Source organism: Cellulomonas sp. NS3 (assembly GCF_024757985.1).
In the GTDB taxonomy this organism is placed as follows: domain Bacteria; phylum Actinomycetota; class Actinomycetes; order Actinomycetales; family Cellulomonadaceae; genus Cellulomonas_A.
This window is the reverse complement of the sequence record NZ_CP103289.1, coordinates 1,300,379-1,313,849: the sequence shown is the minus strand read 5'-3', so window position 1 is coordinate 1,313,849 and position 13,471 is coordinate 1,300,379. Positions and strand designations below refer to the sequence as shown.

Annotated in this window: 13 protein-coding genes; 8 read left to right on the top strand and 5 right to left on the bottom strand. The window is 74.4% G+C overall.

Translation table 11 applies throughout. From position 1 onward, the window contains the following. Positions 1 to 7: 7 nt before the first annotated feature. Positions 8 to 895, bottom strand: coding sequence for a DUF3152 domain-containing protein (locus NXY84_RS06145; RefSeq protein ID WP_258726241.1), 888 nt, complete (start codon positions 893 to 895; stop codon positions 8 to 10). 179 nt (positions 896 to 1,074) lie between these two features. Here NXY84_RS06145 and NXY84_RS06140 point away from each other — a divergent pair, with 179 nt between their 5' ends. Together NXY84_RS06140 and NXY84_RS06135 are read left to right on the top strand one after the other, a co-directional pair. Further along, positions 1,075 to 1,689, top strand: coding sequence for a TetR/AcrR family transcriptional regulator (locus NXY84_RS06140; RefSeq protein ID WP_258726240.1), 615 nt, complete (start codon positions 1,075 to 1,077; stop codon positions 1,687 to 1,689). Positions 1,690 to 1,787: 98 nt separating this feature from the next. After that, positions 1,788 to 2,012, top strand: coding sequence for a DUF3107 domain-containing protein (locus NXY84_RS06135; RefSeq protein WP_258726239.1), 225 nt, complete (start codon positions 1,788 to 1,790; stop codon positions 2,010 to 2,012). Between the two features lie 92 nt (positions 2,013 to 2,104). Here the strand turns inward: NXY84_RS06135 and NXY84_RS06130 are convergent, their stop codons facing one another. Next, complete coding sequence (locus NXY84_RS06130) at positions 2,105 to 2,785, bottom strand: ferritin-like domain-containing protein (RefSeq protein WP_258726238.1); 681 nt, start codon at positions 2,783 to 2,785, stop codon at positions 2,105 to 2,107. A 271-nt stretch (positions 2,786 to 3,056) separates the two neighbouring features. Here NXY84_RS06130 and NXY84_RS06125 point away from each other — a divergent pair, with 271 nt between their 5' ends. Next, positions 3,057 to 4,865, top strand: coding sequence for a DEAD/DEAH box helicase (locus tag NXY84_RS06125; RefSeq protein WP_396126374.1), 1,809 nt, complete (start codon positions 3,057 to 3,059; stop codon positions 4,863 to 4,865). A 100-nt stretch (positions 4,866 to 4,965) separates the two neighbouring features. Further along, a complete protein-coding gene (locus NXY84_RS06120) occupies positions 4,966 to 5,586 on the top strand; it encodes a hypothetical protein (RefSeq protein WP_258726237.1) in 621 nt (206 codons plus the stop codon). Positions 5,587 to 5,677: 91 nt separating this feature from the next. Here NXY84_RS06120 and NXY84_RS06115 read toward each other — a convergent pair whose 3' ends face one another. Further along, entirely contained in the window at positions 5,678 to 6,301 is a 624-nt protein-coding gene (locus NXY84_RS06115) for a MarC family protein (RefSeq protein ID WP_258726236.1), read from the bottom strand. Further along, entirely contained in the window at positions 6,298 to 7,140 is an 843-nt protein-coding gene (locus tag NXY84_RS06110; RefSeq protein WP_258726235.1) for a PHP domain-containing protein, read from the bottom strand. The genes NXY84_RS06115 and NXY84_RS06110 overlap by 4 nt, the downstream gene beginning before the upstream one ends. Before the next feature lie 116 nt (positions 7,141 to 7,256). On the opposite strand from NXY84_RS06110, the gene NXY84_RS06105 reads away from it, so the two are divergent. Then, positions 7,257 to 8,852: an aminopeptidase P family protein gene (locus tag NXY84_RS06105; protein WP_258726234.1), complete on the top strand. Its 1,596-nt coding sequence runs from the start codon at positions 7,257 to 7,259 to the stop codon at positions 8,850 to 8,852. A gap of 3 nt (positions 8,853 to 8,855) precedes the next feature. On the opposite strand, the gene NXY84_RS06100 is transcribed toward NXY84_RS06105, so the two are convergent. Continuing rightward, positions 8,856 to 10,142 carry an ROK family protein gene (locus tag NXY84_RS06100; RefSeq protein ID WP_258726233.1) on the bottom strand — a complete coding sequence of 429 codons (1,287 nt, stop codon included), beginning with the start codon at positions 10,140 to 10,142 and terminating at the stop codon, positions 8,856 to 8,858. Between the two features lie 125 nt (positions 10,143 to 10,267). Between NXY84_RS06100 and NXY84_RS06095 the strand changes: the two genes are divergently transcribed. Genes NXY84_RS06095 through NXY84_RS06085 form a run of 3 tightly spaced genes read left to right on the top strand, consistent with a single transcriptional unit; the run spans position 10,268 to position 13,445 of the window. Next, the gene (locus tag NXY84_RS06095) at positions 10,268 to 11,578 is read left to right on the top strand and encodes an ABC transporter substrate-binding protein (protein WP_258726232.1); all 1,311 of its coding nucleotides are present in this window, start codon (positions 10,268 to 10,270) and stop codon (positions 11,576 to 11,578) included. A 41-nt stretch (positions 11,579 to 11,619) separates the two neighbouring features. Continuing rightward, the gene (locus NXY84_RS06090) at positions 11,620 to 12,546 is read left to right on the top strand and encodes a carbohydrate ABC transporter permease (protein ID WP_258726231.1); all 927 of its coding nucleotides are present in this window, start codon (positions 11,620 to 11,622) and stop codon (positions 12,544 to 12,546) included. After that, positions 12,546 to 13,445: a carbohydrate ABC transporter permease gene (locus tag NXY84_RS06085; protein WP_258726230.1), complete on the top strand. Its 900-nt coding sequence runs from the start codon at positions 12,546 to 12,548 to the stop codon at positions 13,443 to 13,445. The genes NXY84_RS06090 and NXY84_RS06085 overlap by 1 nt, the downstream gene beginning before the upstream one ends. Positions 13,446 to 13,471 lie beyond the last annotated feature (26 nt).

Sequence of the window (13,471 nt, the reverse complement as noted above, 5' to 3'; positions counted from 1 at the left end):
CGCACCCTCAGGAACCCGGGAACGGCCAGGGGTTGGGGGTGCACGGCGCCATGGGGCCGGTCTGCTGCTGCATGAGCGGGGCGACCTGCCCGGGACCGCCGCAGTACTCGTGCCGGTGGCCGAGGATGTGCCCCACCTCGTGGTTCACGAGGTAGTGCCGGTACGCGACCTTGTCCCCGTCCCACGAGCTCGAGCCGTCCACCCAGCGGAGGTAGTTGAGCACCGCGCTGCCCTTGATCCCGCAGGACACCTTGCCGACGGTCTCGAGCGGCGCGCACATCCGGTCGACGAGCGCCGGGGACGCGAGGACGACGCGGAGCTCGGCGTCGCCGTCGGTGCGCGCGAACACCATCGACCCGTCGGCGCCCCAGCCGCGCGGGTCGTTGAGCGTCGCCATGACCGTGTACGCGAAGAGCCCGGCGTCGACGTCGAGACCCTCCTCGACCTCGACGCGCACGGTCCGCACCGCAGGTGCCGTGCCGGCCGCGGGCGACGGGGCCGCCTGGGACCCCGGGACCACCGCGAGGTCGCCCGACGCCGAGCGCGGGACGTCGAGCGAGAGCAGCCCGGCGGCGAGGTCGGACGCGGTCGGCCCGCCCCCGCGCTCGAGGCTCGTGGACCCGCCGCCGAGCTGCGGGACGAGCACCTGGTCGGACACCTCGGTCGCGTCGGTGCCGACGGGCTCCTCGGGGAGCGAGTCGAGCTCGCCGACGAGCTCCGGGGTCGGCGTCGCGGTCGGCCGGACCTCGTCGCGCGTCGCCCGGTCGTCGCCGCGCGTCCCGGTGACGGAGCCCCACGCCTGCACGACGGCGCCCCGCGCGGCCGAGCCGGGCAGCGCCCCGACCGCCGTCGCACCGCCTGCGCAGAACGACGCGACCACGACGGCGAGCGCCACGAGGCGTGCCCGTCTGCGCCTCCCCGGCCGCCCGATCGAGGACGCGTCGGGCCCCGCGCTGGACCGTCCGGGGGACGGGAGGGGGGCCGACATCCGAATATCGTCGCATCCCGGACACGTGCCGTGGCTACCATCGCCGGGTGAGCGAGGTGGGGGCGGGACGCGCGAGGAGCCCGCGCATGGCGAAGCAGGCGCGGCGCGCGCAGGTGCTCCGCGTCGCCCAGGAGCTGTTCGCGGGCGACGGCTTCCACCACGTCTCGATGGACGACATCGCGGACCGCGCCGAGGTCAGCAAGCCCGTCCTGTACCGCCACTTCCCCTCGAAGCTCGACCTCTACCTCGCCGTGATCGACCAGCGCGGCCAGGCCCTCGTGGACGCGATCGAGACGGCCGTCGAGCCGATCGAGCGCGGTCCGGTGCAGCCCGGCGACGGGCGCGACGTCGTCATGGCGATCGTGCGCGCCTACGTCGAGTTCGTCGACGGCGCCGGGGAGTCCTCGACGCTGCTGTTCGAGTCCGACGTGACGCACGACGCCGACGTCCGCACGCGCGTCGAGCACGCCACCACGGAGGCCGCGCGGCGCATCGCCGTCGTCCTGGAGGACGTGACCGGCCTGCCGTCGGGGAGCACCGCGATGCTCGCGACCTCCCTCACCGCGATGGCGCAGGTCGCCGCGACGCACCGGCTCCGGGTCGCGGGGGCGCCGTCCGCCGACGAGACTGCGGAGCTGGTCGGACGGCTCGCCTGGGGCGGCGTCGCCGGGCTCATCCGGCCGGACTTCGAGTACGACTGATCTGCCTAGGATGACGGAGCGGTCCGCGCGACGAGCGCGCGCCGTACGTCCCGCGCTCGTCGGTGCGGGACGAGGAGAGCTGCGAGGAGACGGTTTCAGTGGACATCACGATCGGCGTGCAGAACCTCCCGCGCGAGCTGGTGGTCGAGTCCGACCAGACGGCGGAGCAGGTCGCCGCAGCCGTCGCTGCCGCGCTCGAGAGCAAGACGGTGCTCGAGCTCGTCGACACCCGCGGCCGGCGCGTCATCGTCCCGGTCGCGACGCTCGGCTACGTCGAGATCGGCGCGGAGACGAAGGGTCGCGTGGGCTTCGGCAACCTCTGACCCGGCACGGACGACGACCCGGCGCGGCAGCGGACCGCGCCGGGTCCCGTGCTGTCCGGGGGCCGTGCGGCGCGTCAGGCGGCGAGGCAGCGTCAGGCGGTGAGGCCCAGGCGCCCCATCCGGCGCGTGTGCTGGGCGGTGAGCTCGCCGAAGAGGCGGGCCGAGCCGTCGCCGCCCTGCGCGCCGTCGGCGGCGGAGGCGAGCCGGGCGAGCCCGGGACGCGTGGCGAGGAGGTTCTGCACGACCCCGAGGGCCTCCCCCACGAGCCGGCGGCCCCACAGCGCGAGCCGCGAGACCAGCACCTCGTCGTCGGCGCGGGCCACGTCGAGCTCGGCGACCGCGAGGTCGGTGTGCCCGACGTCGCCCAGCACGTCGAGCACGAGCGCGCGCGACTCCTCGTCGAGCGACGCCGCGGCGTGCCGGCAGAAGTCGTCCGCGACGCCGTAGCCGACGTACGCGGTGAGCAGCCGCTCCCACCACGTGCTCGGGGCGGTGCGGGCGTCGAAGTCGTCGAGCACGTGCGCGAACGAGCCGAGGACCGCCTCCGGGTCGCCGCCGAGCTCCGCGACGCGCGCGAGGACCCGGTCCCGGCGCTCGACGCTCGTGGCCGCGAAGCGCGTGAGCTGGAGGCGCTGCGCGAGCGTCGGGGCGAGCGCGGCGTCGGCCGCGAGGCGCGCGAACGCGACCAGCTCGAGCTGCGCGACGAGGCCCAGGAGCTCGAGGGTGTCGGCGCTCTGGGCGGCGTGCGTGCCGGTCGGAAGCGTCTCGGTCATCCGGAGATCTTAGCGCCGCGACGCTCCCGGGTGACCGGCCTCACAGCCGCCCGGACGGGCGTCCGGTAGCATCGAGCGCGTACATCGGTTGCCCGGTCGTCTCGACCGCCTCGTGCCTCCACCGCCCTCGCCGCTCGCGAGCGCCGCGTCGTCACGAACTGACATTCACGATCGGCTGCCGGCCAACCACGTGGCGATGCCCGTCTCCTGACCCGGCCCGAGCGCCGGAGGGACTCGTGCGGCTCGCCACCACACGAGTGAAGAGTCGCCTGTGACCACCATCGATCCCGCTCTCCCCGCCGACGCCACCACCGTCGAGGGCCTGCCCCTGCTGGACGAGGCCACCGCCACCTCCAGCAGCGTGCAGGCGAGCAACCCGTCGTTCGCGGACTTCGACGTCCGCCCGGAGATCGTCGCGGCCCTCGCCGCGGCCGGCATCACGCACCCCTTCCCGATCCAGGCGATGACCCTGCCGGTCGCGCTCTCGGGCCACGACATCATCGGCCAGGCCAAGACCGGGACCGGCAAGACCCTCGGCTTCGGCGTCCCGCTGCTGCACCGCGTCGTCGCGCCGGGCGAGCCCGGGTTCGACGAGCTGCCGGCGCCCGGCAAGCCGCAGGCGCTCGTCGTCGTCCCGACCCGCGAGCTCGCGGTGCAGGTCGCGGGCGACCTGATGACCGCGTCGGCCAAGCGCTCGGTCCGCATCGTGCAGCTCTACGGCGGCCGCGCCTACGAGCCGCAGGTCGACGCGCTCAAGACCGGCGTCGAGGTCGTCGTCGGGACCCCCGGCCGCATGATCGACCTGCTCAACCAGGGCTACCTGGACCTGTCCCGCGTGCGCTGCGTCGTGCTCGACGAGGCCGACGAGATGCTCGACCTGGGCTTCCTGCCCGACGTCGAGAAGCTCCTCTCGCGCACCCCGGCGTCGCGCCACACGATGCTGTTCTCCGCGACGATGCCGGGCGCGGTCGTCGCGATGGCGCGCCGGTACATGACGCAGCCGACGCACATCCGCGCGAACGACCCCGACGACGGCGGCCAGACCGTCAAGAACATCAAGCAGGTCGTCTACCGCGCGCACGCGCTCGACAAGGTCGAGGTGCTGGCCCGCCTGCTGCAGTCGGAGGGCCGCGGCCTGACGATCGTCTTCGCGCGCACCAAGCGCACCGCCGCCAAGGTCGCCGACGACCTCATCGAGCGCGGGTTCGCCGCGGGCGCGATCCACGGCGACCTCGGCCAGGGGGCGCGCGAGCAGGCGCTGCGCGCGTTCCGCAACGGCAAGGTCGACGTGCTGGTCGCCACGGACGTCGCCGCGCGCGGGATCGACGTGGACGACGTGACGCACGTCGTGAACTACCAGTGCCCCGAGGACGAGAAGACCTACCTGCACCGCACGGGCCGCACCGGGCGCGCGGGCAACAAGGGCACCGCGGTCACGTTCGTCGACTGGGACGACGTCCCGCGCTGGGGCCTGATCAACAAGGCGCTCGAGCTCGGTATCCCGGAGCCCGTCGAGACGTACTCGAGCTCGCCGCACCTGTTCACGGACCTGAACATCCCGGCCGGGACCAAGGGCCGGCTGCCGAAGTCGGCGCAGACCCGCGCGGGGCTCGACGCCGAGAAGCTCGAGGACCTGGGTGAGACCGGCAAGCGCCACACGCCCGCGGGCGGGCGCTCGGGCGGACGGGACGGCGGCCGTGACGGTGGCGGGCGTGACGGTGGCGGGCGAGACGGCGGCAGCCGCGACGCCGGCCGCGGACGCGGTGCGCGCGACGGCGCTCCGCGCGAGGGCGGCGCACGTGACGCCGACGCGCGCGAGGGTGCTCCCCGCGAGGGCGGCCGCTCGCGCAGCCGGGGCCGTGGCGGTCGGGACGCCGTCGAGGCGGTCGAGGGTGCGACGACCGCGCCGTCGAACCCGCAGGAGCCGGTGACGGCGCCGGAGGCCGGCGACGCCCCGGCGGGCGACCGCCCGCGTCGCAACCGCAACCGTCGCCGCACGCGCGGCGGCGGCGCGGGCGCTCCCGGCGCGCCCGGCGACGCGACGTCGGCCCCCGCGCAGGAGTCGCCCGCCCAGGGCTGACCCACCCGCACGTCGACGGGCCGTCCGCTCACGAGCGGCCGGCCCGTCGTGCTGCACCGCCGGCGAGCGACGCGGGGGCGCGCACGCCAGGATGTCCCGCGTGGCCCTCTACGCGCAGACCCCGTGGCGTCTCACGCGCCAGCTCGTCGGTGACCTGCTCGTGGTCGTGTGGGTCGTAGCGTGGGTGCGCGCCGGGCTGTGGGTGCACGAGTCGGTCAGCCGGCTCGCCGCACCGGGGCGCACGCTCGAGGACGCGGGGTCCTCGCTCTCCGACAGCCTCGGCTCGGCGGGCGACACCGTCGCCCAAGTCCCGCTCGTGGGTGACGACGCCCGCGCCCCGTTCGACGCGGCGGGCGGCGCTGCCGACTCGATCGCCCAGGCGGGGGTCCAGGTCCAGGACGGTGCGGCGCAGCTCGCGCTGCTGCTCGGGATCGTCGTCGTGGCGGTCCCGGTGCTGCTCGTCCTGGGTGCGTGGCTGCGCGCCCGCGTGCGGTTCGTCAGCCGGTCCCGGGCTGCGTCGCGCATCCTCGACTCCGCCGCCGACCTCGACCTGTTCGCGCTGCGTGCGCTCGCGACCCAGCCCGTCCGCGCGCTCGCCGCGGTGAGCGACGACCCGGCCGACGCGTGGCGCCGGCGCGACCCCGACGTGCTGCACGCGCTCGCCGCGCTCGAGCTGCGGTCGCTCGGCCTGCGGGCACCGGCATCGGCGCCGCGCCGCTGAGCGGGCGGACCCGCGGAGCATCGAGCCGGTCCGCAGCGCCGGTCGAGCCGTCAGGCGGCGCGGACGTCCGAGCCCTCGGACGGCGAGCCGGTCAGCCCTGCTGCACGAACGCCCGGACCGCGTCCGCGACGAGCTGCACGGCGATCGCCGCGAGCAGGAGCCCCGCGATGCGCGTGACGAGGATGACGCCCGAGTCCCCGAGCACGCGGTGGATCACGTTGGCGAACCGCATCGCGAGGTAGAGGCACAGGTGCACGGCCAGCACGCCGAGGCCGATCGCGACCCAGTCGGCCGTCGAGCCGTCGGTCGCCTGCACGAAGACCATGGTCGCGACGATCGCGCCCGGCCCGGCGAGCAGCGGCGTGCCGAGCGGCACGAGCGCCACGTTGACGTTCCCGTTGCCCGACGGCTCGGGCTCCTCCATCTTCCCGGTCAGCAGCTCCATGGCCACGAGCAGCAGCAGGAGCCCGCCCGACGCCTGGAGCGCCGGCAGGGAGATGTGCATGTACGCGAGCAGCTGCTGGCCGAACACCGCGAACGACACGATGACGCCGAACGCGACGAGGATCGCCTGGCGGGCCGCGCGGTTGCGCTGCTGCCGGGTCATCGTGCTGGTCAGGCCGAGGAAGATCGGCACGGTCCCGGGCGGGTCCATGATGACGAACAGGGTGATGAAGACCTCGCTGAGGAGGCGCAGGTCGACGACGTCGTTCACGGGCGCACCACCGGCACGGCCCCTTCCTTCTCGATGTCCGCCAGGACGGACGGCTGGGTGAGGTTCTCGCCGAGGCGGTTGGCCTTGCCGGCGCCGTGGTAGTCGCTCGACCCGGTCACGAGCAGCCCCAGGCGCTCGGCGATCCGCGTGAGCCGCTCGCGCTGGGCCGGTCCGTGGTCGCGGTGGTGGACCTCGAGGCCCGCGAGCCCGACCGCGGCGAGCTCGTCGAACACCGCGTCCGGCACGATGCGGCCGCGGCCGTCCGCCCCGGGGTGGGCGAACACCGGCACTCCCCCGGCGGCCCGCACGGCCCGCACCGCGTCGACCGCCGAGGGCGCGTAGTGCGGCACGTGGTACGGCCCGTCGCTGCGCAGGAGCTCGGCGAACGCGGCGTCCCGGCTCGTGACGACGCCGAGGCGCACGAGCGCGTCGGCGATGTGCGGGCGCCCGACGACCGTGCCGGGGCTCGTGTGCGCGAGGACGTCCTCCCACGTGAGCGGGTGGTCGGCGGCGATGAGGTCGACCATCGCGCGGGCCCGGCCGTCGCGCGCGACGCGCGTGCGCTCGAGCTCGTCGACCAGCGCGGGGTGCGCCGGGTCCTGCAGGTAGGCGAGCAGGTGGACGCTGACGCCGCGGGCCCGGGCCGAGACCTCGGTCCCGCGGACGAGCGCGACCCCGTGCTCGTGTGCCGCCCGCTCGGCCTCGGCCCAGCCCGCGGTCGTGTCGTGGTCCGTGAGCGCGACGACGTCGAGGCCCGCGCGTGCGGCGGACGCGACGACCTCGGCGGGCGGCTCGGTGCCGTCCGAGGCGGTCGAGTGGGTGTGGAGGTCGATGCGCACGGGCTCAACCCTAGGGGCGCTCGTCCACGTGCTGAGACCGCGGGGGCGGTGCGGCGGCGGGTTCACCTCCTGCCCCCGCGGGCACCCGCCGGGCGCGCGGTGGGAGGATGGGCGTCATGACCGACGGCCAGACCCCCGAGACGTCCGCGCCCGCGCAGCCCACCCCGCAGCCCGGCGACCAGCCCCTCGAGGCGCGCGGCTCGAACCGCTCGCAGCGCCCGGACTCGCGCGCCTTCACGGAGTTCATCACCTCCGGCTGGGGCCCCCGCCCGACCACGACCGCGACCCCGTCGCCGGCCGCGCCGTACACCGCGGTGCGCCGCGCCCGGCTCGGCGCGCAGTTCCCCGGTGCGCGCCTCGTCGTGCCCGCGGGCTCGTTCAAGGTCCGCTCGAACGACACCGACTACCGCTTCCGGCCGCACTCCGCGTTCGCTCACCTCACGGGTCTCGGCACGGAGCAGGAGCCCGACGCCGTCCTCGTCCTGCACCCCGTGGACGACGCGCACGGCACGGCCCCCGACGGCACGGGGCCCGACGGCACGGAGGGCGCGGCGGTCACGTCCGCGACGCACCGCGCGGTCCTCTACGTGCGCCCCCTCGCGGGCCGGGACACGGAGGAGTTCTTCTCCGACTCGCGCTACGGCGAGTTCTGGGTCGGCGCCCGCCCGACGCTCGACGACCTCGCGACGGTCACCGGCATCGAGACCGCGCACCTCGACGACCTGCGCGACGCGCTCGCGAAGGACGTCGGCGAGGGCGGCGTGCAGCTGGTCGTGGTGCCCGACGCCGACGAGGCGGTCGAGGCCGTCGTCGAGGAGATCCGCGCGACGGAGGACGCGGGTCTGACCGACGCCCGGCTCGCGGAGGCGCTCTCCGAGCTGCGCCTGCTCAAGGACGAGCACGAGGTCGCCCAGATGCGCGAGGCCGTCGACGCGACGATCGCCGGGTTCGCCGAGGTGGTCCGCGCGCTCCCCCGCGCGACGGCGCACCGGCGCGGCGAGCGGGTCATCGAGAGCACGTTCGGCGCGCACGCCCGCGAGGAGGGCAACGCCGTCGGCTACGAGACGATCGCGGCCTCGGGCGAGCACGCGACCACGCTGCACTGGACGGACAACGACGGCCGGGTCCGCGCGGGCGAGCTCGTGCTCGTCGACGCGGGCGTCGAGGTCGACTCGCTCTACACCGCCGACGTGACGCGCACCCTCCCGGTCGACGGGACGTTCACCGAGGTGCAGCGGCGCGTCTACCAGGCGGTGCTCGACGCGGCCGACGCCGCGTTCGCCGTCGCGGTGCCCGGGAACCGGTTCCGCGACGTGCACGCGGCCGCGATGGAGGTCGTCGCGGCGCGGCTCGGCGAGTGGGGGCTGCTGCCCGTCTCCGTCGAGGAGGCGCTCAGCCCCGAGGGCCAGCAGCACCGCCGCTGGATGGTGCACGGGACGAGTCACCACCTGGGCCTCGACGTGCACGACTGCGCGCTCGCGCGGCGGGAGCTGTACCTGGACGCGGTGATCGAGCCCGGCATGGTGTTCACGATCGAGCCCGGCCTGTACTTCAAGACGGACGACCTGCTCGTGCCCGAGGAGTACCGCGGCATCGGCGTCCGCATCGAGGACGACGTGCTCGTCACGGCCGACGGGAACGAGAACCTCTCGGCCGCCCTCCCCCGGCGCCCCGAGGACGTCGAGGCGTGGATGGCGGGGCTGCTGGGCTGAGCCTCAGGCCGGCGCCGTCGCCGCGGCGCCCGCCGCCCTCCGGTCGGCCCGCGCGACGGCGTCCGCGCGGGACGGCTCCGGCTCGGCCCCGTCCGACGCGGGCACCGCAGGGAGCGTGAGGGCGAGCGGGTCCTCGCGGACGAGAGCGAGCGCCCGGCGCACGGCGCCGAGGTGCACGCCGTCCGCCCCGAGCGCGGAGGCCACGACCTCGGGCACGGGCAGATGCATGTAGGCCGCGAGGCTCGCCGTCGTACGCTCGAGCACCGGCCCGACGCTGGTGGCGACCGCGCCGCCGACGATCACGCGCTCGACGTCGAGCAGCCCGCCGAGCACCGCGCAGACCCGCGCGAGCCGGTCGCCGAGCCGGTCGACGACCCCCTGGGCGTCGCGGTCGCCCGCGAGCGCGGCGGCGGCCACGTCGGCGAACTCCGGCTCGGCGGGCAGCCGGCGCCGCAGCCGCGCGAGCCCGGCGTCCTCGGCGAGCCACTGCCGCACGGTCGCTGCGAGCCCGGACGCGGAGCCGACGCCGTCGACGAGGTCGAGGACGTGCATCTCGCCCGCGCCGCCGTGCCGACCGCGCAGCAGCACCCCGTCGACCATGAGCCCGGCCCCGAAGCGCTCGCCGGAGAGCAGGGTCACGAACGAGCGGGCGCCGACCCCGGCGCCGACGGCGCCCTCGGCGATCGCGGCGAGGTTGGCGTCGTTGTCGACGACGACGTGCTGCCCGGGCCGGGCGAGCGCGGCGACGAGGTCGGGGTTCATCCGCGCCCAGAACCCGTCCTCGGACGCCGGCGGGCGGCCGAGGACGTCGGTCGGGGCGGGCACGCCGACGACGGTCACGAGCACGGAGCCCGCGTGCGTGCCGGCCCCGTGGAGCGCGTCGTCGACGGCGCCTCGGACGCCGCCCACCCGCGCGGCGCGGTCCTCGCCGCCGGCCCCGAGCACCCGGGTCTCCCGCGCGAGGACCGCGCCGGCGAGGTCGGCGACGGACGCCGTCACGCGGTGCTGCCCGGCGTCGACGCCGACGACGTGCCCGGCGCGCGGGTCGAACGCGTAGCGGCGCGCGGGCCGGCCCTTGGCGCGGTCGCCCGGCAGGCGCTCGGGGCCCAGCTCGCGCAGCCAGCCGAGGCCGACGAGGTCGTCGCACAGCCCCAGGACGGTGGTGCGCGTGAGACCGGTGGCGCCGATCGCGTCGGTCGCGGTGAACGGTCCTGCTCCCCAGGCGACGTCGAGCACGGCGCCGAGGTTGGCGCGGCGCAGCTGCTGGGGCGACCCCGAGATCACGGACACGCCTTGACCTTACGGGCGGAGTGGCCCCATCCTCGTTATATCCAGTACTTAGATTTAGTGTCTGGATCAACCAAGGGCCACGCGCGCACCCGGCACCGCCGGGCTACCGACGAGGAGACGACGACGTGCCTTCCCTGCCTGCACCGCCGCCCGGAGACACTGGCGGTCGCCCCCGGGACCTGTCCCGGCGGAACTTCCTGCGCGGGCTCGGCGCGGCGGCCACCGGCCTCGCGCTGACCGGCTGCGCGCGCGGCTCGGGCGCCGGCTCCGGCGTCACCGAGATCACGTTCTTCCAGTCGAAGCCCGAGGTCATCGGCTACTTCGACGAGCTCATCGAGCAGTTCCACGAGGCCCAGTCCCGCGTGCGGGTCCGCCATGACGCGACGTCGAACCTCGCCGGCTCGTTCGTGCGCGAGCAGCCGCCGGACATCGGGCTGCTCAACTACAACTTCGAGATCTCCCGGTACGTCGAGCGCGGCGTCCTCAGCGACCTCGGCGACCTGCCCGAGGCGGCACGGGTCACGAAGGACCTGCTCCCCCTCATCGACGTCACCGCAAGCTACCCCGGCCGCACGAGCGTCATCCCCTACTCGCTGATGGCCGCGGCGGTGCTCTACAACCGCGAGATCTTCGCGCAGCAGGGGCTCACGCCGCCGACGACCTGGTCCGAGCTCACCGCGGTCTGCGAGGCGCTCGCATCGGCGGGCATCACACCGATCTACAGCACCTACCGGGACCCGTGGACCATCGCACAGGGGCACTTCGACTACGCCGTCGGCGGCATGGTCGACACCACCGAGTTCTTCACCGAGCTCGAGGCGCAGGGCGCCGACGTCGGCCCGTCCTCGCCCGTGTCGTTCGAGAAGCAGCTCCGCGAGCCCGTCGAGCGGATGGTCCGGCTGGCGGGCTGGACCAACGAGGACGCGCCGAGCCGCGGCTACGGCGACGGCAACCTCGCGTTCGCCCGCGGCGAGGCCGCGATGTACCTGCAGGGCCCCTGGGCGCTCACCGAGATCGCGAAGACCAACCCCGACCTCGACGTCGGCGCGTTCCCGCTGCCGATGACCGAGGACCCGGCCGACCGCAAGGTGCGCGTCAACGTCGACCTCGCGCTGTGGATCCCCGAAGCCTCCCCTCGCCAGGAGGCCGCGCGCGAGTTCCTCCAGTTCCTCATGCAGCCCGAGATCATCGACACCTACAACGCCGACAACCTCGGGTTCGGCGTCACCGAGGACGCCGCGCCGGTCACGAACCCGACGCTCGTCGAGCTCCAGGAGTACTACGACCGCGCGGACTTCTACGTCGGCGCCTCGCAGCTCGTGCCGCAGTCCATCCCGCTGCAGAACTACACGCAGTCGATCGTCACGGGCGCGGACCCCGACGCGATCCTGCGCCGGGTCGACGCGGACTGGTCGCGCCTGGCCTTCCGCTCCTGACCCGAACCCCGGCTCGACCCGCACAGAACCGGAGAACCCGCATGGCGACCACCACAGCCCCACCGGCCGCCCGCCGCGAGCACGCGGCACCGGCCCGCCCGCACGGCAGGCGCCCCGGCGCCGGCCGGACGCACTACCTCTTCCTCGTGCCCGCGCTCGTGCTGTTCACGCTCGCGATCACCCTGCCCGCCGTCATGGGCATCACGCTGAGCTTCACGAACTCGGTCGGCTTCGGCGAGCTCGACTTCACCGGGCTGACCAACTACGTCGCGCTGTTCTCCGACCCCGCGATCCTCGCCTCGTACGGGTTCACCGTCGGGTTCGCGCTCGTGACGGTGCTCGTGGTCAACGTCGTCGCGTTCCTGCTCGCGGTCGGGCTCACCTCGAAGATCCGCGGCACGGTGGCCCTGCGGGCGGTGTTCGTGCTGCCCATGGTCATCTCGGGCATCGTCATCGCGTACGTCTTCGCGTTCCTGTTCTCGAACTCGCTGCCGCGCGCGGCCGAGGCGGTCGGGTTCGGCCCGCTCGAGACGAGCATGCTGGCGAACCCGGACCTCGCCTGGGTGACCATCGTCATCGTCACCGCGTGGCAGGCGATCCCGTCGGCGCTGCTCATCTACGTCGCCGGCATCCTGTCGATCCCCGGCGAGGTCTACGAGGCCGCGTCGCTCGACGGTGCGGGCGCGGGGCGGCGGCTGCGCTCGATCACGCTCCCGCTCGTCGCAGGGTACGTCCTGATCAACGTCGTCATCGGCTTCAAGAACTTCCTCAACGCCTACGACATCATCGTCGGCCTGACCAACGGCGGCCCGGGCACCGCGACCCGCAGCGTCGCGATGACGATCTTCTCCGGCTTCACCGGCGGCGACTACGCCTACCAGATGGCGAACGCGACGATCTTCTTCCTCATCGCGGTCGTCCTCGCCCTCCTCCAGATCCGCCTCACCCGCGGGAAGGCGGCCCTCTGATGACCGACCAGACGCTCCGCACCACGGCCCCGGCCCAGGTCCCCGTCCTGCGGACCCGGGCCCTCAGGAGCCGCGACCGCGACGACCGCACCAACAGGCCCGGCACCGTCGTCCTGCTCCTGTGCTCGGTCGCCGTGCTCGCCCCGCTGTACGCCACGGTGACGATGGCGTTCAAGACGACCCAGCAGTCCGTCGACGGGAACGCGTTCTCGCTGCCGTCGCCGCTCAGCCTCGACGGGTTCGTCGAGGCGTGGCGGCTCACGAACTTCCCGCGCGGGTTCACCATCTCGGTGCTCGTCACGCTCGTGACGGTCGTCGGGACGGTCCTGCTCAGCTCGCTCGCCGCGTACGCGATCTCGCGGAACTGGGACCGCCGGTTCTTCCGCTGGTCGTTCTTCTACCTGCTCGCCGCGATGTTCCTGCCGTTCCCGGTGCTCGCCCTCTCGCAGGTCAAGCTCACCGGCATGGTCGGGCTCGCCAACCCCGGCGGCGTCGCGCTGCTGCACGTGATGTTCCAGCTGTCGTTCAGCGTCATGCTGTTCACCGCGTTCCTGCGCTCGGTGCCCGAGGAGCTCGAGGAGAGCGCGCGGCTCGACGGCGCGTCGACGTGGCAGGTCTTCCGGCGGATCGTGTTCCCGCTGCTCGCGCCGATGAGCGCGACGGTCGCGATCTTCGCGTTCCTCGCCTCGTGGAACGACTTCATGATGCCGTCGCTGATCATCGCCGATGCCACGCAGCAGACCCTGCCGGTGCTGCAGAGCGTGTTCCAGACGCAGTTCAGCAGCAACTACAACGTCGCGTTCGCGTCCTACCTCATGGCCATGGCGCCCGCGATCGTCGTCTACCTGTTCACGCAGCGCTGGGTCATGGCCGGCGTGACGCAGGGCGCCATCAAGTAGCGCCCGGCCCCGAGCGCGCCGACGCT